The organism is Escherichia fergusonii ATCC 35469 (assembly GCF_000026225.1).
Taxonomy (GTDB): Bacteria; Pseudomonadota; Gammaproteobacteria; order Enterobacterales; family Enterobacteriaceae; genus Escherichia; species Escherichia fergusonii.
Genome location: NC_011740.1, coordinates 2,332,156 through 2,352,506, shown reverse-complemented (window position 1 = coordinate 2,352,506; position 20,351 = coordinate 2,332,156). Strand labels below are relative to the sequence as shown.

23 protein-coding genes and 1 tRNA gene are annotated in these 20,351 nt (G+C 51.2%); 16 read left to right on the top strand and 8 right to left on the bottom strand.

Going from position 1 to position 20,351, the window contains the following annotated elements; all coding sequences use genetic code 11:
* Position 1 precedes the first annotated feature (1 nt).
* The 12 genes from napG to ccmH are packed head-to-tail and all read left to right on the top strand — an operon-like array spanning position 2 to position 8,906.
* Entirely contained in the window at positions 2-697 is a 696-nt protein-coding gene (napG, locus tag EFER_RS11525; protein ID WP_000091291.1) for a ferredoxin-type protein NapG, read from the top strand.
* Positions 684-1,547 (top strand): quinol dehydrogenase ferredoxin subunit NapH, encoded by an 864-nt coding sequence (gene napH, locus EFER_RS11520; protein ID WP_000013494.1) that lies wholly within the window; start codon positions 684-686, stop codon positions 1,545-1,547. The genes napG and napH overlap by 14 nt, the downstream gene beginning before the upstream one ends.
* Positions 1,544-1,993 (top strand): nitrate reductase cytochrome c-type subunit, encoded by a 450-nt coding sequence (napB, locus tag EFER_RS11515; protein WP_000835177.1) that lies wholly within the window; start codon positions 1,544-1,546, stop codon positions 1,991-1,993. The genes napH and napB overlap by 4 nt, the downstream gene beginning before the upstream one ends.
* Positions 1,994-2,002: 9 nt before the next feature.
* A complete protein-coding gene (napC, locus tag EFER_RS11510; RefSeq protein WP_000528370.1) occupies positions 2,003-2,605 on the top strand; it encodes a cytochrome c-type protein NapC in 603 nt (200 codons plus the stop codon).
* Between the two features lie 14 nt (positions 2,606-2,619).
* Complete coding sequence (gene ccmA / locus EFER_RS11505; RefSeq protein WP_002432385.1) at positions 2,620-3,243, top strand: cytochrome c biogenesis heme-transporting ATPase CcmA; 624 nt, start codon at positions 2,620-2,622, stop codon at positions 3,241-3,243.
* The gene (gene ccmB, locus EFER_RS11500; RefSeq protein WP_000971725.1) at positions 3,240-3,902 is read left to right on the top strand and encodes a heme exporter protein CcmB; all 663 of its coding nucleotides are present in this window, start codon (positions 3,240-3,242) and stop codon (positions 3,900-3,902) included. Before ccmA ends, ccmB begins: the two co-directional genes overlap by 4 nt.
* Positions 3,903-3,943: 41 nt before the next feature.
* Positions 3,944-4,681 (top strand): heme exporter protein CcmC, encoded by a 738-nt coding sequence (ccmC, locus tag EFER_RS11495; protein ID WP_001295447.1) that lies wholly within the window; start codon positions 3,944-3,946, stop codon positions 4,679-4,681.
* On the top strand, positions 4,678-4,887 hold the full coding sequence (gene ccmD / locus EFER_RS11490; protein ID WP_000186536.1) for a heme exporter protein CcmD: 210 nt from the start codon (positions 4,678-4,680) through the stop codon (positions 4,885-4,887). The genes ccmC and ccmD overlap by 4 nt, the downstream gene beginning before the upstream one ends.
* A complete protein-coding gene (ccmE, locus tag EFER_RS11485; RefSeq protein WP_001026418.1) occupies positions 4,884-5,363 on the top strand; it encodes a cytochrome c maturation protein CcmE in 480 nt (159 codons plus the stop codon). Before ccmD ends, ccmE begins: the two co-directional genes overlap by 4 nt.
* The gene (gene ccmF, locus EFER_RS11480) at positions 5,360-7,303 is read left to right on the top strand and encodes a cytochrome c-type biogenesis heme lyase CcmF (protein WP_000982421.1); all 1,944 of its coding nucleotides are present in this window, start codon (positions 5,360-5,362) and stop codon (positions 7,301-7,303) included. Before ccmE ends, ccmF begins: the two co-directional genes overlap by 4 nt.
* A complete protein-coding gene (dsbE, locus tag EFER_RS11475; protein ID WP_000824439.1) occupies positions 7,300-7,857 on the top strand; it encodes a thiol:disulfide interchange protein DsbE in 558 nt (185 codons plus the stop codon). Before ccmF ends, dsbE begins: the two co-directional genes overlap by 4 nt.
* Complete coding sequence (ccmH, locus tag EFER_RS11470; protein ID WP_001211593.1) at positions 7,854-8,906, top strand: cytochrome c-type biogenesis thiol:disulfide oxidoreductase CcmH; 1,053 nt, start codon at positions 7,854-7,856, stop codon at positions 8,904-8,906. Before dsbE ends, ccmH begins: the two co-directional genes overlap by 4 nt.
* A 39-nt stretch (positions 8,907-8,945) precedes the next feature.
* Here the strand turns inward: ccmH and narP are convergent, their stop codons facing one another.
* From narP to EFER_RS11440, 6 genes are all read right to left on the bottom strand, one after another.
* Positions 8,946-9,590: a nitrate/nitrite response regulator protein NarP gene (gene narP / locus EFER_RS11465; protein WP_001115371.1), complete on the bottom strand. Its 645-nt coding sequence runs from the start codon at positions 9,588-9,590 to the stop codon at positions 8,946-8,948.
* Between the two features lie 258 nt (positions 9,591-9,848).
* Entirely contained in the window at positions 9,849-10,181 is a 333-nt protein-coding gene (locus tag EFER_RS11460) for a YmgD family protein (RefSeq protein WP_000605457.1), read from the bottom strand.
* Between the two features lie 3 nt (positions 10,182-10,184).
* Positions 10,185-10,529: a YMGG-like glycine zipper-containing protein gene (locus tag EFER_RS11455; protein ID WP_002431441.1), complete on the bottom strand. Its 345-nt coding sequence runs from the start codon at positions 10,527-10,529 to the stop codon at positions 10,185-10,187.
* Positions 10,530-11,034: 505 nt separating this feature from the next.
* Positions 11,035-11,111: transfer RNA gene (locus EFER_RS11450), tRNA-Pro, on the bottom strand.
* A 74-nt stretch (positions 11,112-11,185) separates the two neighbouring features.
* Positions 11,186-12,946, bottom strand: coding sequence for an LPS biosynthesis-modulating metalloenzyme YejM (gene yejM, locus EFER_RS11445; RefSeq protein ID WP_000256138.1), 1,761 nt, complete (start codon positions 12,944-12,946; stop codon positions 11,186-11,188).
* A gap of 30 nt (positions 12,947-12,976) precedes the next feature.
* Complete coding sequence (locus EFER_RS11440; protein WP_001135908.1) at positions 12,977-13,204, bottom strand: YejL family protein; 228 nt, start codon at positions 13,202-13,204, stop codon at positions 12,977-12,979.
* Positions 13,205-13,385: 181 nt separating this feature from the next.
* On the opposite strand from EFER_RS11440, the gene yejK reads away from it, so the two are divergent.
* Together yejK and EFER_RS11430 are read left to right on the top strand one after the other, a co-directional pair.
* Positions 13,386-14,390, top strand: a complete 1,005-nt coding sequence (gene yejK / locus EFER_RS11435) for a nucleoid-associated protein YejK (RefSeq protein ID WP_000050772.1) — start codon at positions 13,386-13,388, stop codon at positions 14,388-14,390.
* Positions 14,391-14,710: 320 nt separating this feature from the next.
* Positions 14,711-15,595 (top strand): alpha/beta fold hydrolase, encoded by an 885-nt coding sequence (locus tag EFER_RS11430; RefSeq protein ID WP_000247640.1) that lies wholly within the window; start codon positions 14,711-14,713, stop codon positions 15,593-15,595.
* 197 nt (positions 15,596-15,792) lie between these two features.
* Here the strand turns inward: EFER_RS11430 and rplY are convergent, their stop codons facing one another.
* Together rplY and EFER_RS11420 are read right to left on the bottom strand one after the other, a co-directional pair.
* Complete coding sequence (gene rplY / locus EFER_RS11425) at positions 15,793-16,077, bottom strand: 50S ribosomal protein L25 (RefSeq protein ID WP_000494197.1); 285 nt, start codon at positions 16,075-16,077, stop codon at positions 15,793-15,795.
* A gap of 124 nt (positions 16,078-16,201) precedes the next feature.
* Positions 16,202-17,962, bottom strand: a complete 1,761-nt coding sequence (locus tag EFER_RS11420; RefSeq protein WP_000578094.1) for a DEAD/DEAH box helicase — start codon at positions 17,960-17,962, stop codon at positions 16,202-16,204.
* Between the two features lie 148 nt (positions 17,963-18,110).
* On the opposite strand from EFER_RS11420, the gene rsuA reads away from it, so the two are divergent.
* Entirely contained in the window at positions 18,111-18,806 is a 696-nt protein-coding gene (gene rsuA / locus EFER_RS11415; RefSeq protein ID WP_001234856.1) for a 16S rRNA pseudouridine(516) synthase RsuA, read from the top strand.
* 27 nt (positions 18,807-18,833) lie between these two features.
* The gene (bcr, locus tag EFER_RS11410; protein WP_000213373.1) at positions 18,834-20,024 is read left to right on the top strand and encodes a multidrug efflux MFS transporter Bcr; all 1,191 of its coding nucleotides are present in this window, start codon (positions 18,834-18,836) and stop codon (positions 20,022-20,024) included.
* Positions 20,025-20,351 lie beyond the last annotated feature (327 nt).

Genomic DNA, 20,351 nt, shown 5'->3' with positions numbered 1-20,351 from the left:
TATGTCCCGGTCAGCGAAACCTCAAAATGGTCGCCGCCGCTTTCTGCGCGATGTCGTTCGCACAGCTGGCGGGTTGGCTGCCGTGGGTGTGGCGCTGGGGTTACAACAGCAAACCGCACGCGCATCTGGTGTGCGGTTGCGCCCGCCCGGAGCCATAAACGAGAACGCCTTTGCCAGTGCCTGTGTGCGTTGCGGTCAGTGTGTTCAGGCTTGCCCTTACGACACCTTAAAACTGGCGACGCTGGCTTCTGGCCTGTCGGCGGGCACGCCATATTTTGTCGCACGGGATATTCCTTGCGAAATGTGTGAGGACATTCCGTGCGCCAAAGTGTGCCCGAGCGGTGCGCTGGATCGTGAGATCGAATCGATCGACGACGCGCGGATGGGGCTGGCGGTACTGGTGGACCAGGAAAACTGTCTCAACTTTCAGGGGCTGCGCTGCGATGTTTGTTATCGCGAATGCCCGAAAATTGATGAGGCCATCACCCTGGAACTGGAGCGTAACACGCGTACCGGTAAGCACGCCCGTTTTCTGCCGACGGTTCACAGCGACGCCTGTACCGGCTGCGGTAAGTGCGAAAAAGTGTGCGTGCTGGAACAACCCGCAATCAAGGTGTTACCGCTGTCACTGGCGAAAGGGGAGTTAGGTCACCATTACCGCTTCGGCTGGCTGGAGGGGAACAATGGCAAATCGTAAACGTGACGCCGGGCGCGAGGCGCTGGAGAAAAAAGGCTGGTGGCGCAGTCACCGTTGGTTAGTGTTACGTCGCCTTTGTCAGTTCTTCGTGCTGGGAATGTTTTTGAGCGGCCCGTGGTTTGGTGTGTGGATCTTGCACGGCAACTACAGCAGTAGCTTGTTATTCGACACCGTTCCACTGACCGATCCGCTGATGATGTTGCAAAGTCTTGCCAGCGGTCATCTGCCTGCCACGGTGGCGCTGACCGGTGCGGTGATTATCACCGTGCTCTACGCCCTGGCAGGAAAGCGATTATTTTGCAGCTGGGTCTGCCCGCTGAACCCGATTACCGATTTAGCAAACTGGTTACGCAGGCGTTTTGACCTCAATCAGTCTGCGACGATCCCTCGCCACATTCGCTACGTGCTGTTGGTGGTCATTCTGGTGGGATCAGCCTTAACCGGCACGCTCATCTGGGAATGGATCAACCCCGTTTCCCTGATGGGGCGCAGTCTGGTAATGGGATTCGGCAGCGGTGCGCTGCTTATTCTCGCGCTGTTTTTATTTGATCTACTGGTCGTTGAACACGGCTGGTGCGGGCACATTTGTCCGGTTGGTGCGCTGTATGGCGTATTGGGTAGCAAAGGTGTGATTACCGTTGCGGCCAGCGATCGGCAGAAATGTAACCGCTGTATGGATTGTTTTCATGTTTGCCCGGAACCGCATGTGCTACGTGCCCCGGTGCTGGATGAACAAAGCCCGGTGCAGGTCACCAGCCGCGATTGCATGACGTGCGGTCGCTGCGTGGATGTCTGTTCTGAGGATGTATTTACAATAACTACACGATGGAGTTCGGGAGCGAAATCATGAAAAGCCATGACCTGAAGAAAGCGCTGTGTCAATGGACGGCGATGCTGGCCCTGGTGGTGAGCGGCGCGGTTTGGGCGGCTAATGGCGTCGATTTTAGCCAGTCGCCGGAAGTATCCGGGACGCAGGAAGGGGCCATTCGGATGCCAAAAGAGCAGGAACGGATGCCGCTGAACTATGTGAATCAGCCGCCAATGATCCCGCATAGCGTTGAAGGTTATCAGGTAACGACCAATACCAACCGCTGCTTGCAGTGCCACGGTGTCGAAAGCTATCGCACCACTGGCGCGCCGCGCATCAGTCCTACTCACTTTATGGACAGCGACGGCAAAGTGGGCGCGGAAGTGGCGCCACGTCGTTACTTCTGTCTGCAATGTCACGTACCGCAGGCTGATACCGCGCCAATCGTGGGGAATACCTTTACCCCGTCAAAAGGTTACGGGAAATAAGAGGTTATTATGGGAAATTCTGACCGTAAGCCTGGTCTGATTAAGCGCCTGTGGAAATGGTGGCGTACCCCCAGCCGTCTGGCGCTGGGTACGCTGCTGTTGATCGGTTTTGTTGGCGGTATCGTCTTCTGGGGCGGCTTTAACACCGGGATGGAAAAAGCTAACACTGAAGAGTTTTGCATTAGCTGCCACGAAATGCGTAACACGGTGTATCAGGAATACATGGATTCCGTGCATTACAACAATCGTAGCGGCGTCCGTGCGACCTGCCCTGATTGCCATGTCCCGCACGAGTTTGTGCCGAAGATGATCCGTAAACTCAAAGCCAGTAAAGAGCTGTACGGCAAGATTTTCGGTGTCATTGATACACCGCAGAAGTTTGAAGCACATCGTCTGACGATGGCGCAAAACGAGTGGCGGCGCATGAAAGATAACAACTCGCAGGAGTGCCGTAACTGTCACAACTTCGAGTATATGGATGCAACTGCCCAGAAATCTGTCGCTGCAAAAATGCACGACCAGGCAGTAAAAGCTGGGCAAACCTGTATCGACTGCCATAAAGGGATTGCACATAAGCTGCCTGATATGCGCGAAGTTGAGCCAGGTTTCTGACAAGGTAAAGATGAGTGGTAATGCTTGAAGCCAGAGGTTTGCTCTGCGAGCGTGATGAACGAACGTTGTTCAGTGATTTATCGTTTTCCCTGAAAGCAGGGGAGTGGGTGCAGATTACCGGAAGTAACGGTGCGGGGAAGACGACACTTCTCCGCCTGTTGACAGGGTTATCGCGCCCTGACGCAGGCGAGGTTCTCTGGCAAGGGCAGCCCTTGCATCAGGTACGCGACAGCTACCATCAAAACCTGTTATGGATAGGCCATCAGCCGGGGATCAAAACCCGGCTGACGGCGTTGGAAAATCTGCACTTTTATCATCGCGATGGCGATACCGCACAATGTCTGGAAGCCCTGGCGCAGGCCGGGCTTGCCGGATTCGAAGATATTCCGGTAAATCAACTTTCTGCCGGGCAACAACGCCGCGTCGCTTTAGCGCGTCTGTGGCTGACCCGTGCCACGTTGTGGATACTCGACGAACCTTTTACCGCGATTGACGTCAACGGCGTCGATCGTCTGACCCAGCGCATGGCGCAGCATACGGAGCAGGGGGGGATTGTGATTCTGACTACCCACCAGCCGCTCAACGTTGCTGAAAGTAAAATTCGCCGCATTTCACTGACGCAAACGAGGGCCGCATGATGTTCTGGCGCATTTTCCGTCTTGAGCTGCGCGTAGCGTTTCGCCATAGCGCCGAAATCGCCAACCCGCTGTGGTTCTTCCTGATTGTTATTACCCTTTTTCCGCTCAGTATCGGCCCGGAGCCGCAACTGCTCGCGCGTATTGCCCCAGGCATTATCTGGGTTGCAGCGCTGCTTTCATCCTTGCTGGCACTGGAACGACTGTTCCGTGACGATTTGCAGGACGGCAGTCTTGAACAATTGATGTTGTTGCCGTTACCCTTGCCCGCCGTTGTGCTGGCGAAGGTGATGGCGCACTGGATGGTAACAGGTCTGCCGTTACTCATCCTTTCGCCACTGGTAGCAATGCTACTGGGAATAGATGTTTATGGCTGGCAAGTGATGGCGCTGACGCTGCTGCTGGGAACCCCAACGCTTGGTTTTCTCGGTGCACCGGGCGTGGCGCTGACAGTGGGACTTAAACGCGGTGGTGTGCTGCTCAGCATACTGGTGTTACCGCTGACTATCCCATTACTCATCTTTGCCACCGCCGCGATGGACGCGGCTTCGATGCATTTGCCCGTTGACGGGTATCTGGCAATTTTAGGCGCGTTGCTGGCAGGCACCGCGACATTAAGTCCTTTTGCGACGGCGGCAGCGTTACGAATCAGCATTCAATAACGCTGGATTACTGATTTTTGTTCGAGTCTGGTATCGAAACTATGTGGAAAACACTGCATCAACTGGCGATCCCACCACGGCTGTATCAAATCTGTGGCTGGTTTATACCGTGGCTGGCAATTGCCAGTGTGGTCGTGCTTACCGTCGGCTGGATCTGGGGATTCGGCTTTGCTCCTGCTGATTATCAGCAGGGAAATAGCTATCGCATTATCTACCTGCATGTGCCTGCGGCGATCTGGTCGATGGGCATTTATGCATCAATGGCGGTGGCGGCGTTTATTGGCCTGGTCTGGCAGATGAAAATGGCTAACCTGGCGGTCGCGGCGATGGCTCCCATTGGTGCCGTGTTTACCTTTATTGCCCTGGTCACTGGCTCCGCATGGGGAAAACCGATGTGGGGCACCTGGTGGGTATGGGACGCACGCCTGACCTCTGAACTGGTGCTGCTGTTTCTGTATGTTGGTGTGATTGCCCTGTGGCACGCCTTCGACGACCGTCGTCTGGCGGGCCGTGCGGCAGGTATCCTGGTGCTGATTGGCGTGGTGAATCTGCCGATTATTCATTACTCCGTGGAGTGGTGGAACACCCTGCATCAGGGATCAACGCGGATGCAGCAAAGTATCGATCCGGCGATGCGTTCGCCGCTGCGCTGGTCGATTTTTGGCTTCCTGCTGCTGTCTGCCACGCTGACGCTGATGCGGATGCGTAATTTAATTTTGCTGATGGAAAAACGCCGTCCGTGGGTGAGTGAACTGATACTGAAAAGAGGCCGTAAATGACCCCTGCATTTGCTTCCTGGAATGAATTTTTCGCAATGGGCGGTTACGCCTTTTTTGTCTGGCTGGCGGTGGTGATGACCGTTATTCCGCTGGTGGTTTTGGTCGTGCACTCCGTGTTGCAGCATCGCGCAATTCTGCGTGGCGTGGCGCAACAGCGGGCGCGTGAGGCGCGTTTACGTGCTGCGCAACAGCAGGAGGCTGCATGAATATTCGCCGTAAAAACCGCTTGTGGATTGCCTGTGCCGTGCTGGCGGGGCTGGCGCTGACTATCGGCCTGGTGTTGTATGCGCTGCGCTCGAATATCGATCTTTTTTATACGCCGGGGGAAATTCTCTACGGCAAGCGTGAAACTCAACAGATGCCGGAAGTCGGTCAGCGTCTGCGCGTTGGCGGGATGGTAATGCCGGGTAGCGTGCAGCGCGATCCGAATTCGCTAAAAGTAACGTTCACTATTTACGACGCTGAAGGTTCAGTAGATGTCTCTTACGAAGGCATTTTGCCGGATCTGTTCCGTGAAGGGCAGGGCGTTGTGGTGCAGGGCGAACTGGAAAAAGGCAATCATATCCTTGCGAAAGAAGTACTGGCGAAACACGATGAAAACTACACGCCGCCAGAAGTCGAGAAAGCGATGGAAGCTAATCACCGTCGCCCGGCGAGTGTTTATAAGGACCCAGCATCATGATGCCAGAAATTGGTAACGGACTGCTGTGCCTGGCGCTAGGAATTGCGCTGTTGCTGTCCGTGTATCCGCTATGGGGCGTGGCGCGCGGGGATGCGCGCATGATGGCTTCTTCGCGCTTGTTTGCCTGGCTGCTATTTATGTCTGTGGCTGGCGCATTTCTGGTGCTGGTCAATGCTTTCGTGGTGAATGACTTTACTGTCACCTATGTTGCCAGCAACTCCAATACCCAGCTTCCGGTGTGGTATCGCGTGGCGGCAACCTGGGGTGCGCATGAAGGCTCGCTACTGCTGTGGGTGCTGCTGATGAGCGGCTGGACATTTGCGGTGGCGATTTTTAGTCAGCGTATTCCGCTGGATATTGTGGCCCGTGTACTGGCGATAATGGGGATGGTCTGTGTCGGCTTTTTGCTGTTCATTCTCTTTACCTCTAACCCGTTCTCACGCACGCTGCCGAATTTCCCGATTGAAGGTCGCGATCTTAACCCGCTGTTGCAGGATCCGGGGCTGATCTTCCACCCGCCCCTGCTCTATATGGGGTACGTCGGTTTCTCGGTGGCGTTTGCTTTCGCCATTGCTTCTTTGTTGAGTGGGCGTCTGGACAGCACCTATGCGCGTTTTACCCGCCCGTGGACGCTGGCAGCGTGGATCTTCCTGACGCTCGGCATTGTGCTCGGTTCCGCATGGGCCTATTACGAACTCGGCTGGGGCGGCTGGTGGTTCTGGGATCCGGTAGAAAACGCCTCGTTTATGCCGTGGCTGGTGGGGACTGCGCTGATGCACTCACTGGCGGTCACTGAACAACGCGCCAGCTTCAAAGCGTGGACATTACTGCTGGCAATCAGTGCCTTCTCGTTGTGTCTGTTGGGGACTTTCCTCGTGCGTTCCGGCGTGCTGGTATCGGTACACGCGTTTGCGTCTGATCCGGCGCGCGGTATGTTTATCCTCGCCTTTATGGTGCTGGTGATTGGCGGTTCGCTGCTGCTGTTTGCCGCGCGTGGACACAAAGTTCGCTCACGCGTAAACAATGCGCTGTGGTCGCGGGAATCTTTGCTGTTAGCGAACAACGTTTTGCTGGTCGCCGCGATGCTGGTGGTGTTGCTGGGGACGCTGCTGCCGCTGGTGCACAAGCAACTGGGACTGGGCAGCATTTCGATTGGCGAACCGTTCTTCAACACTATGTTTACCTGGCTGATGGTGCCGTTTGCGCTACTGCTTGGTGTCGGTCCACTGGTGCGCTGGGGGCGCGATCGCCCACGTAAAATCCGCAATTTATTGATTATCGCTTTCATCTCTACGCTGGTGTTGTCGCTGATAGTGCCGTGGCTGTTCGAAAGCAAAGTTGTGGCGATGACGGTGCTCGGCCTGGCAATGGCCTGCTGGATTGCGGTGCTGGCAATTGCGGAAGCTGCGCTGCGTATTTCACGCGGCACGAAAACCACCTTCAGTTATTGGGGAATGGTGGCGGCTCATCTGGGGCTGGCAGTGACAATTGTTGGTATTGCCTTTAGCCAGAACTATAGCGTTGAGCGTGATGTGCGCATGAAGTCCGGCGATAGCGTCGATATTCATGAATATCGCTTCACCTTCCGTGATGTCAAAGAAGTGACTGGTCCGAACTGGCGCGGCGGTGTGGCGACTATCGGCGTAACGCGAGATGGCAAGCCGGAAACGGTGCTGTATGCGGAAAAACGTTATTACAACACAGCCGGGTCGATGATGACAGAAGCAGCGATTGATGGTGGGATCACGCGTGACCTGTACGCAGCGCTCGGTGAAGAGTTGGAAAACGGTGCGTGGGCTGTGCGCCTTTACTACAAACCGTTTGTTCGCTGGATCTGGGCGGGCGGGCTGATGATGGCGTTGGGCGGACTGCTGTGTCTGTTTGATCCTCGCTATCGTAAGCGCGTGAACCCGCAAAAAACTGCGCCGGAGGCTGTATGAAGCGCAAAGTATTGTTAATTCCTTTAATTATCTTCCTGGCGATTGCTGCGGCGTTGCTGTGGCAGCTGGCGCGTAATGCCGAAGGGGATGATCCGACCAATCTGGAATCGGCGCTCATTGGCAAGCCGGTGCCAAAGTTTCGCCTCGAATCGCTGGACAATCCTGGTCAGTTTTATCAGGCGGACGTGCTGACCCAGGGCAAACCGGTACTGCTCAACGTCTGGGCGACCTGGTGCCCGACCTGCCGCGCGGAACATCAATATCTGAATCAGCTTTCAGCGCAGGGCATCCGAGTAGTCGGCATGAACTATAAAGACGATCGCCAGAAAGCGATCAGCTGGCTGAAAGAGTTGGGCAATCCTTACGCGTTAAGCCTGTTTGATGGTGACGGTATGTTAGGGCTGGATCTCGGTGTCTATGGTGCGCCAGAAACGTTCCTCATCGACGGCAACGGCATCATTCGCTATCGCCATGCGGGTGATCTCAATCCCCGCGTCTGGGAAGAAGAGATCAAGCCGTTGTGGGAGAAATACAGTAAGGAGGCCGCACAATGAGGTTTTTATTGGGCGTGCTGATGCTGATGATCTCCGGCTCAGCGCTGGCGACCATCGACGTGTTGCAGTTTAAAGATGAAGCACAGGAACAACAGTTCCGTCAGCTCACTGAAGAACTGCGCTGCCCGAAATGCCAGAACAACAGCATTGCCGATTCTAACTCGATGATTGCCACCGACCTGCGCCAGAAAGTGTACGAACTGATGCAGGAAGGTAAAAGTAAGAAAGAGATTGTCGATTATATGGTGGCGCGCTACGGCAACTTCGTCACTTACGATCCACCGTTAACGCCGCTGACCGTGCTGCTGTGGGTGCTACCGGTGGTGGCTATTGGCATTGGCGGTTGGGTCATTTACGCCCGCTCGCGGCGTCGGGTACGCGTGGTGCAGGAAGCGTTTCCTGAACAAAGCGTGCCGGAAGGTAAGCGTGCCGGATATGTTGTTTATCTGCCGGGTATTGTGGTGGCGTTAATTGTGGCTGGCGTCAGCTACTACCAGACCGGCAATTATCAGCAGGTGAAAATTTGGCAGCAGGCCACGGCACAGGCGCCGGCATTATTGGACAGGGCGCTGGATCCGAAAGCCGATCCGCTCAACGAAGAAGAGATGTCCCGCCTTGCGCTGGGGATGCGTACCCAACTGCAAAAAAATCCGGGAGATATAGAAGGCTGGATTATGTTGGGGCGCGTTGGTATGGCGCTGGGTAACGCCAGTATCGCCACCGATGCATACGCCACTGCGTATCGCCTCGATCCGAAGAACAGTGATGCCGCACTCGGATACGCTGAAGCGTTGACACGTTCATCTGATCCCAATGACAACCGCCTGGGTGGTGAACTGCTACGCCAGTTGGTGAGAACGGACCATAGCAATATCCGTGTGTTAAGCATGTATGCGTTTAATGCCTTTGAGCAGCAGCGATTTGGCGAAGCCGTTGCCGCGTGGGAGATGATGTTGAAACTCTTACCTGCCAACGATACTCGCCGTGCGGTGATTGAACGCAGTATCGCGCAGGCGATGCAACACTTATCACCACAGGAGAGTAAATAAGAACAAGCCCGATAGGAAATCCATCGGGCTATTTTTTTATTATATTCCGCGATGTTGCAGGAACAGAATGGTGGCCGCCACACGGGAGCGGACATTAAGTTTACGCAGTAAGTTGCGGATATGTACCTTTACTGTCTGCTCGGAAATATTCAGTGCCGAGGCAATCTGTTTATTGGATAAACCTTTCGCCAGTTCGTGTAATACATCAAGCTCACGTTCTGTAAGAGTGCTGAACGGATCATCTTTTGAACCAAAGCGTTCACGTTCGCGCAGATATTCACTGACGCGGGCGCTGAATACTTTTCCACCGTTCGCCCCTTTTTGAATCGCGGCCAACAGACTTTCCGGCTCACTGTCTTTCAGTAGATAGCCATCTGCACCCGCATCGATTAACGCATAGATATCGCTGGCAGAGTCAGAAACAGTAATGATGATAATTTGTGCCGTCACGCCATCCCGGCGTAGAGCATTGAGGGTATCCAGGCCACTCATACCCTTCATGTTCAGATCCAGCAGGATCAGATCAAGATCAAGGCGATTAGCCAGATCGATCGCGCTTGCGCCATCGCCTGCTTCGGCGACCACTTCAAATGCCGGGTCCAGTTCCAGTAATTGACGAATTCCTCGTCGCATCAGTGGATGATCATCCACGATCAGCACCTGAAAAGGTGTTGTTTCAGGCATATTCATCTCCTGAGTAATTATTAGAATCGTTATTGTTTATGGCGTGAAAATCAGCATGATTAATTATGCTGACGAGACCAGGAATTTTACCCTATTTTCCTTATGGGTAAGTAGTAAAAATTGTTTATTAACACAGCAGAATATAAAGTTTTTCATCTATACCGGTGAAAAACTATTTCAAGTAGAAGAGGGGAAAACTTTGAAGGGCTATTAATGCAAAACCGGGCTTAATTACCAAAGCCCGGCAGAACAAGTCTGTTATTTGCTCAATTGGCGCATGGTATCGTCAATGGCGGTAATTAACAGCATTTGCGGATCTTTTGCACAAGCCTGATTCAGTTTTTCTACGACTTTGTTGCTCAGTTCCGGGGATTGTTCAATTTTCAGGTTTCTGCTGGTGACGCTGGCATTACCCATCACGGCTACAACTTCAGACACGTAAGCGCTATCAGTTTTAGCCAGTTCATTGGCATCTGCACAGGTCATATACGCTTCTGAAGGCAGTCCGTTTTTAATGTCATAATTCTGCGCAAAGGTCATTGGCGCAAAAATAAATAAGCCCGCTAATAATGCTACTTTTTTCATAATCATTCCTCAGTTCATTTTGCCAACAATGGCACCGCCGGCACCGCCAATTACTGCACCTTTAATTGCGCCTTCCAGACCATTACCGGTCAGAACGCCAGCAACAGCACCGAGAGTTGCGCCAACTTTGGCCCCTTTACGGGCTTTTTTTCCGTCTTTTCCTTTTTCTGTCACGGCACCAACGCCAGCGCCAACAGCGGCACCCTTCAGTACACCGTTAACGCCATTTCCCGACAACAGACCAACACCGGCACCTAATAATGCACCTTTAGAAGTTCTGCTCAGATCGGCGTGAGCCTGAAAGGAAAAAAATAAAGCTGATATAAGCCCTAAAGCTAACGTATGTTTCTTCAAATTAGATGACCGAGGTTTAGATGAAATATCCATGCAGGGTTCTCTTCTTCATTAAAATTAAGTAAAGAACGTCTGGTAATGCGCTTTGATAAACGCAGAACCAATGGTAATGATGCGGAATTAATCCTGTATAAGAATACTCTTAAACGATAATTAATATATTATGCTCAGTAAACTTTTAAATAGGGTGCTAATTTTTAATACCAATAACATTATTTGATGATGAGGGATAGTTGATGCTTTATGGCAATATGTGATTAGGCGTGATTGATTATGTTATTTATTTGTTGGTGTTTTTTAGAAGTATTTATTAATTTAAGGTAGTCCTCAATAATATTTTTACTTTCTCCACCAAATAAGGGAATTTACAGAGACCAGGAGCCTGACACTGTTGTTGTTAGCTCAAACACGTGGCAGTTTTCGCCCGGTGACTCCCCAATAATTCCCCGCACAAAAAACAGGCATAAAAAAACCAACCGCAATGGGTTGGTTTTCTTGGGATTTTTGGTCGGCACGAGAGGATTTGAACCTCCGACCCCCGACACCCCATGACGGTGCGCTACCAGGCTGCGCTACGTGCCGACTCGTGGGAGCTAATACTACCGTTTTCCACACCGATTGCAAGGGGAGAAAACGGCTAACTGATTAATTATAAATCAGTTAGCGATAAAACGTTTTTCGTCAGTCAGTACTTGCAGTAGCAGACTGAGTTGTGGTTTCTGATCGCGAAGTTTTTCACCCTGCAAATTATAGGTCTGGTAGGTGCCGTTATTGTTCAGGACCAGCGTCATGGCCGAGGTTGTGATAGCCAGGGTACGACTGTCTGCCGACGTTACCCAACTGTGGCGGCGATTGGCGTTGAACAGATCTTGCCCCTGAGAATACTCATTTGCAGGTGTGCTTACATGTAACAGACGCTGCATCAGCGTAGTCATGACATCAGTATGATCTGTAAGAGTGTTAATACGCTGTGCTGGCGTTCCTGGCCAGTGAATCACGAGTGGTACCTGAAGATGACCGCGTGACCAGTCAAAATTACGCTGTTCTTCCGTAAGTGGAACACCTCGCCCGGCAGTAATAATCACCACCGTATTGTCCAGTTTTCCTGCATCTCGTAGCGCTGTGATTAAACGCTCGATTTGTTTATCGACTTTACCCGCTGCACGTGAATAACGACTGGTGAAACCACTCTGATTGCTGTCGTCCAGATTTGTGCCATTAAAGGAAACCCATGAGAACCAGCGGTTATCTTCCTGTGCGTAGCGCCCCAGCCAGTTGATCCATTGGCTGGCTGTTTGCTCGTCTGACTGTGTCCGCACGCTTGGCATCGAGAAATCTGAAAGCAAAGCCTGACGGTATAACGGGCTGGTAAAGCCATCAGAGGAGAACAGCCCCAACTGATAGCCCTGCTGGTTGAGCGCGCTGATCAACGCTGCTGGTGTACGGGTCGATAAAATACCGTCCATATAGCTCGGTGAGATACCATAGAACAGGCCAAAAATGCCGTTGTCGGTAGTGTTTCCTGAACTCATATGCCGGGTAAATGACACATTTTGTTCAGCAAACTCAGCCAGTGCTGGCATCTGCTGTTCAAAGCGCGAGTAGTTAAGGCCATCCACAGTAATTAACAGGACGTTTTGGCCTGTTCCCATATCACGGTATTGCAGCTCGCTTAGCGGATATTGTACGGATACCGCATCAGGATTACCCTGCTCAACCAACCGACGCTGATATTCCTGTGCATCCAACAACCCATGTTTTTCCAGAAAACGGCGTGCAGTCATCGGATAAGAAAGCGGCAGGTTGGCACGCTGCATGGTAATAGGGCGATAGAAGTTCGCATCGGCCCAGATATAAACCACATGGGAGGCGATAAAGGCGACGAAAAAGAAGGCCGCCAGCGGTTTGGCGAAATGCCGTCTGCGCGTCAGGCTGCGCAGTTTTTGCCAGCTCCATGTCGCAAACAACATTTCTATTAACAGGATAACGGGCACACTGATAAACATCAGTTGCCAGTCTCGTGCCATTTCATTCTGGTCAGGGTTGATGACCAGTTCCCAGACAATAGGATTTAAATGGAGATGAAAGCGGGTGAAGACTTCGCTATCGATAAGTAGCAGCGTCATTCCCACTGTTGCCAGAATGGCTGACAAATACCGCATCAGCCGCTGGGAACCGACAATAAAGGTCAGGGGAAACAAAATCAGCAAGTAGGTGGCAAACACCAAAAAGCTGAAATGGCCGATAATGCTCAGGTAAGAATAGATGCGACCTGCAAGCGTAGTCGGCCAGTCGGCAACAAACAGGTAACGACTGCCAATAACAATGGCCAGTAAAATGTTGAACAGTGCAAACCAGTGCCCCCAGCTAACCATCTGGGAGACTTTTTCACGGTAGCGCTGACGATGAGTTACCATAACGAGTCGTTCGTTTCCCCAAGCCGTCTCTTAATGCGCCGGGTCGTCGTTGATCGATGACTGCAGTGCGCGGGCAAAAGAGTTTGCAATCGCCTGGCGCTGGGCCGGGGCAATGCTGGTGTTTATAAGGTTAGTGACCATGTTTCCCAGAACCATCAGGGAAAGATCAGTAGGCGCCTTATGTTTTTCCAGTACGTTGAGCATCTCACCAAGGAGTTGTTCAACCTGTTCATCACTGTAACGAGAGAGTTGTGGCATAAATCAAAATCAATGAGTTGATGAAAGGGCAACATATTACCGTAGCAACAGCTTTTTTTCTGCTTTTTTATACCCTAAATCATACGTATTACAGACCAGGGTGCAAAATGACGGCCTTCGGCGGTTGCGTCGCCTCGCGGGTGGTGGTTGAATACCGCCCGGTCTTAAAGGAGAGTTTATCATGAGTCTGGATATCAACCAGATTGCCCTGCACCAGCTTATCAAGCGCGATGAGCAAAATCTTGAGCTGGTCCTGCGCGATTCATTACTGGAACCGACTGACACCGTTAGCGAAATGGTGGCGGAACTTCATCGTGTTTACAGCGCCAAGAATAAAGCATATGGCCTGTTCAGCGAAGAGAGTGAACTGGCGCAGGCTCTGCGTTTGCAGCGGCAGGGGGAGGAGGATTTCCTCGCCTTTAGCCGGGCAGCAACCGGGCGACTGCGTGACGAACTGGCAAAGTATCCCTTTGCCGATGGTGGTTTTGTGCTGTTTTGCCACTATCGTTATCTGGCGGTTGAGTATTTGCTAATTTGCGTGCTGAACAATTTAAGCAGTATGCGTGTTAATGAAAATCTCGACATTAACCCGACCCATTATCTCGATATCAATCATGCTGATATCGTTGCACGCATCGATTTAACCGAATGGGAAACCAACCCGGAATCAACGCGCTACCTGACTTTCCTGAAAGGGCGAGTAGGGCGCAAAGTAGCGGATTTCTTTATGGATTTCCTTGGTGCCAGCGAAGGGTTGAATGCGAAAGCGCAAAACCGTGGTCTGTTACAGGCGGTCGATGATTTCACTGCCGAAGCACAACTGGATAAAGCAGAACGACAGAACGTGCGCCAGCAGGTCTATAGCTACTGTAATGAGCAATTGCAGGCGGGCGAAGAGATCGAGCTGGAATCGCTGTCGAAAGAACTGGCGGGCGTCAGCGAAGTGAGCTTCACGGAATTTGCGGCGGAAAAAGGCTACGAACTGGAAGAGAGCTTCCCGGCAGACCGCAGCACGCTGCGTCAGTTGACGAAGTTTGCCGGTAGCGGCGGAGGCTTAACCATTAACTTTGATGCGATGCTGTTAGGTGAGCGTATTTTCTGGGACCCGGCGACCGATACCCTGACCATTAAAGGCACGCCGCCGAACCTGCGCGATCAATTGCAGCGCCGGACGTCTGGCAACTAATCTCGACCTTTCACTACTCTTCATACTTCAAGTTGCATGCGCTAAGCGCCATCTGGAATGATCCGATGGCGCTCTAAACTGCATACTGTGAATTGTTCTGAACCTGTTTATCAATAACTTCCCACAATGCTTTTACCTCGTTCTTTTGTCCCCACAAATTAAAAAAACACAAATAAACGAAGGTCCGAAACTGGATCGCATACTTGGTGCTACCACTATTGATTATTCAGTGTATATAAATTAGGTTTTGAAAAATGTCGTTAATACAATGAATTGGATAATCTGGGTGTCAAAGCCTGGTACCATTATCAGGAGGGTATGTGGTTAATTTATTTAAAGCGCTAATTATATTTCTATTCACATCTTTAATTTCATTAAGTACAGCTGCAACGGAATCACGTCCCGATAAATTTATCGAAGCTAATGGGCTTAAAATCCATTATCAGGAGGGGGGAAACGGACCTCCATTATTATTGATTCATGGTGGAGGCCTGACTTCAAAAAGTTGGAAGGGAATGGCAGCTGTTGCCGCGAAGAATTTTCGTGTCATTATGCCTGACAGTCGTGGTCATGGTTTAACAAATAACCCTGATGGTCAATTTAGTTATGACCTGATGGCCGAGGATATGGCTGAATTAATCAAAGCACTAAAACTTGAAAAGCCGTTGGTGATGGGGTACAGCGATGGCGGCATGGTTGTTCTGAAGCTGATAAGTCGCTACCCGGATTTAGCCAGTGCTGCTGTGGTCGGAGGTGCAACACACCGTTTTGCATCTGCTCATTACATGAAGGGGATGGAGGTTTTCTATGGCAAAGGTGCGCCTCATCAAGTATTGACTGACGCTTATTTGAGTCAAATGGCACGCGACATGCCAGAAATGGTGACTTTTTTTCAGAATATGCATCATCCTGAGCAACCTGAATATTGGCGAATTTTCTTAAAAAATATTTGGCCAATGTGGACAACACCATTCTCTATAGCTGAGGATGTTAAAAAAATTCAAGTGCCAGTTATGGTGATTGCGGGTGATCGTGATGAATTTTTTACTGTTGAAGAAGTTACAGAACTCTATCATTTATTACCAAAAGGTGAGATGGCAATAATTCCAGGCAGTGGTCATGCGATATTTCAATCACCTGATAAGTCAACGCTTTTTTACATGTCTACTACTGCGTTCCTGAAACAACAAGTGGCAAAACGTTGACTAAATCACAGTATTTACTTTCAGAAGACATAAGTGATCTAGTGAGAGTGACTATAGACAGTACTTATTAACATCGCTAAGAAACAATAAAAAAGCTCCCGAAATCGGGAGCTTTTTAGTACTGAATTTAAAGATTCGCGAAGAAACGCTCAAACAGTACTTCCGCCTGCGCGGTATTTTTACAACTTATTCAGCGATTAAGCGCGAACGAAGTCGATGTGCAGCAGCTTAGGTTTGTACGGGTGACGCTGTACGTCCTGAGCTTTAACTTTGATTTCTTTACCGTCAACAACGATGGTCAGAACTTCGCTGTAGAATTCAGCTTTAACTTGCATGTTCATGACTTTGTCGTGATCCAGAGCAACAGCCAGCGGCGCTTCGTTGCCACCGTAGATGATTGCCGGGAATTTGTTAGCGGTACGCAGGCGGCGGCTCGCACCCTTACCCTGCTCGTTACGTACTTCTGCGTTGATAGTAAACATTTCTTTCTCTCTTAAATTAATCCTGCTACAGGCGACCCAGCAACAGGTAAGTGATCTGCTTTGCATATGCAAAAGCGGGCGAGATTCTATACTCAATCGCCTTGCACATCAATTAAAACTACCATTAACCGCGTAATTCGTGTGCCCGACGAAAACGACCTTCGTAATCAAACACTTTTTCGCGCACTTGCCAGTACTGGCCTTTCATTCGTGCGACGACGAAATCCGGATGGCGCAGCAACGCTTGTTGGGCGAGGATATCAGCAGCGGTGATCCAGCGCAGAGGGATGCCCGGTGTACGCGTATGCGGGCGGATAAAAAGCTGCTCGAAGGCGGTACGCTGGGCGGGCGTTTGCAGACGGAAACGCTCACTCACATCCGCGCCGTCTTCATCGTAATAGGTGATTTTCAGCCATTCGCCTTTCTCGTCGTGCCCATGCTGTAAAGACATGCCGCTACAGCGTAATACCAGCGCGTCTTTCAGTCGTAGCGCCGCTTTTAACATATCGTCCGGATCAACCAGTATGGTGTCACATTCGCGGCAGCGGCGGGCGGCAATATCATTTTCTGCGTTACATTGCGGGCAATTTTTAAAACGGAAACGGAAGTCACACTGTTCGCGATGACCGTCGTCATCTTCAAACCATCCCTGACAACGACGACCAAAGTGTTCAATCAATGTCCCGTCGGCGGTCGTTTTCCCCCAAAAGGTGTTGGCAAAACCGCAGGCAGGGCAGAAAACCTGTACCGGGACGTTGTCACTTTTGCCTTTTGGTGTACCGACCTCCGGCGCGTAGAGATCGTGAGGATTACCCGCATAATCAAGAATTAAGCAATCAGTCTTCCCGGGAGCCAGACGCAGACCGCGCCCGACAATTTGTTGGTAAAGACTCACTGATTCGGTAGGGCGCAGAATAGCGATAAGATCGACGTGCGGGGCGTCAAATCCGGTGGTCAGTACCGCGACGTTGACCAGATAGCGAAAACGCTGGGCTTTAAAATCTTCAATTAATACATCGCGTTCAGCGCCTGGCGTGTCGCCAGTAATAAGTGCTGCATCCTCAGCGGGCAGCAAGCCGACAATCTCTTTTGCGTGTTCGACTGTCGCAGCGAAAATCATCACCCCTTTGCGCGTTGCGGCGAACTCCATAATCTGGCTGATGATGTGCGGGGTAATACGTTGCTGTTTTTTCAGCTCGCGGTTGAGATCGGCTTCGCTGAACAGCCCGTTACTCTGTGCCTGCAATCGGCTGAAATCGTATTGCACTACTGGCATATCCAGTCGTTCTGGCGGCGTCAGATAGCCGTGTTTAATCATATAACGCAGCGGCAGCTCATAAATACAGTCGCGGAAAAGGGCTTTCTCATCGCCGCGTACCATGCCGTGATAATGAAACTGATAAATCCAGCCTTTGTCCAACCGAAAAGGCGTGGCAGTCAGCCCTAACAGGCGTAAGCGGGGATTCACTTTTGTCAGGTGAGTGAGGATTTGCTGATACTGGCTCTCTTCATCGTCACCAATACGATGGCATTCATCGACAATCAACAGTGAAAATTCACCCTGAAAGGCATCAAGGTTACGGGCGACCGATTGCACGCTGCCAAATACTACTTTACCGTGGCTCTCTTTACGCTTTAGCCCAGCGGCAAAGATATCGGCTTCCAGTCCCAGTGCCTGATATTTTGCATGGTTTTGCGCCACCAGCTCTTTAACGTGTGCCAGCACCAGCACACGACCACGCGCCAGCCGCGCCAGTTCCGCTATCACCAGGCTTTTACCTGCACCGGTGGGCAGCACGATAACGGCAGGGGTTTTATGACGACGAAAATGGTTGAGCGTGGCATCCACGGCTTCTTGCTGATATGGACGGAGTGTAAAAATCATGGTCTCGCGTAGGTAGATTATTCTGCTAATAGTATGCCATGGATCTTTTTCCCTTGAGGGATGTTATTAGACCGCTATACTGGGCAGACAACAGTTCAGATTTTCGGGTCAATGCCCGACCTCCGTTTTTACAGGCAAAATCACACACATGCGACTTGATAAATTTATCGCACAGCAACTCGGCGTTAGCCGTGCTATTGCCGGGCGTGAAATCCGCGGCAATCGTGTCACCGTCGATGGCGAAATCGTCCGTAACGCAGCGTTCAAACTGCTACCTGAACATGAAGTCGCTTACGATGGCAACCCGCTGGCGCAGCAACACGGTCCTCGTTACTTCATGCTCAATAAGCCTCAGGGCTATGTTTGCTCAACTGATGACCCGGATCACCCAACGGTGCTCTATTTTCTTGATGAACCGGTAGCGTGGAAACTGCACGCCGCAGGGCGTCTGGATATCGATACCACCGGTCTGGTGCTGATGACTGATGATGGTCAGTGGTCGCATCGCATTACTTCGCCGCGCCATCATTGCGAGAAGACCTATCTGGTGACACTGGAATCACCCGTAGCTGACGATACGGCAGAGCAATTTGCTAAAGGCGTGCAGTTGCATAATGAAAAAGATCTCACTAAGCCTGCGGTACTGGAAGTGATTACCCCAACGCAGGTTCGTCTGACCATCAGCGAAGGGCGTTATCATCAGGTGAAACGCATGTTCGCCGCCGTGGGCAACCACGTGGTTGAGCTGCATCGTGAACGTATTGGTGGTATTACCCTGGATGCAGATTTAGCCCCCGGTGAATATCGTCCGTTAACTGAAGAAGAAGTTGCCAGCGTCGTCTAACACTTTAATGACTTTCAGGAGCCCGTTGTGACCACTCGACAGCACTCATCGTTTGCTATTGTTTTTATCCTTGGCCTGTTGGCCATGTTGATGCCGCTGTCGATTGATATGTATCTGCCCGCGCTACCGGTAATTTCAGCGCAGTTTGGCGTACCGGCAGGTAGTACGCAGATGACCCTCAGTACTTATATTCTGGGGTTTGCGTTAGGGCAGTTAATCTACGGGCCGATGGCAGACAGCTTCGGGCGTAAGCCGGTGGTTCTTGGCGGTACGCTGGTGTTTGCCGCCGCCGCGGTGGCGTGTGCGCTGGCACAAACCATCGATCAGCTGATTGTGATGCGTTTCTTCCACGGCCTGGCGGCAGCTGCGGCCAGCGTGGTCATTAACGCCCTGATGCGCGATATCTACCCGAAAGAAGAGTTCTCGCGGATGATGTCGTTTGTCATGCTGGTGACCACTATTGCACCGTTGATGGCACCGATTGTCGGCGGCTGGGTGCTGGTATGGTTAAGCTGGCATTACATCTTCTGGATCCTGGCATTGGCGGCGATTCTGGCTTCGGCAATGATTTTCTTCCTGATTAAAGAAACGTTGCCGCCAGAGCGCCGTCAGCCATTTCACATTCGTACCACTATTGGTAACTTTGCGGCACTGTTCCGCCATAAGCGTGTCCTGAGTTATATGCTGGCCAGTGGTTTCAGCTTTGCCGGGATGTTCTCATTCTTAAGCGCCGGACCGTTTGTCTACATTGAAATTAACCACGTCGCGCCGGAAAATTTTGGTTATTACTTTGCGCTGAACATTGTTTTCCTGTTTGTGATGACCATCTTTAACAGCCGCTTTGTTCGTCGTATTGGCGCGTTAAATATGTTTCGGGCAGGATTATGGATCCAGTTTATGGTGGCGGCATGGATGGTCATTAGCGCGCTGCTGGGCCTGGGGTTCTGGTCTCTGGTGGTTGGTGTTGCGGCGTTTGTGGGCTGCGTGTCGATGGTGTCATCCAATGCGATGGCAGTCATTCTGGATGAGTTTCCACACATGGCAGGAACGGCATCGTCACTGGCAGGCACTTTCCGCTTTGGTATTGGCGCCATTGTTGGTGCATTGCTATCGCTGGCAACCTTCAACTCCGCATGGCCAATGATCTGGTCAATCGCTCTCTGTGCGACGTGTTCAATTCTCTTCTGTTTGTACGCCAGTCGACCGAAAAAACGGTGATCAATTGCACAATATGGGGGCCGTAAGGCCCCCTTTGTTGATGCATATCAACGACAAATTCATCATTTCTCCGCCTTTTGTTTGATTTATGTAAAATCAATTTATGTAAAAAGTCACACCATTGTATTTAAAAAGGTTGAGTTGGATCGCAGAAACGGGTACATATAGCCCGTCATCTGCTTATGTCTGTAAACATTATTTTAACAATGGCCAAACAGGTCAGGCAGACGGGGCATAACCTTTGCAATCTGTTTCAGGACGGATTGTTGATGATGTGTTAATATTGATGTAAATAAATTGTGAAGTATTTTTGCTTCCGGGGAATAT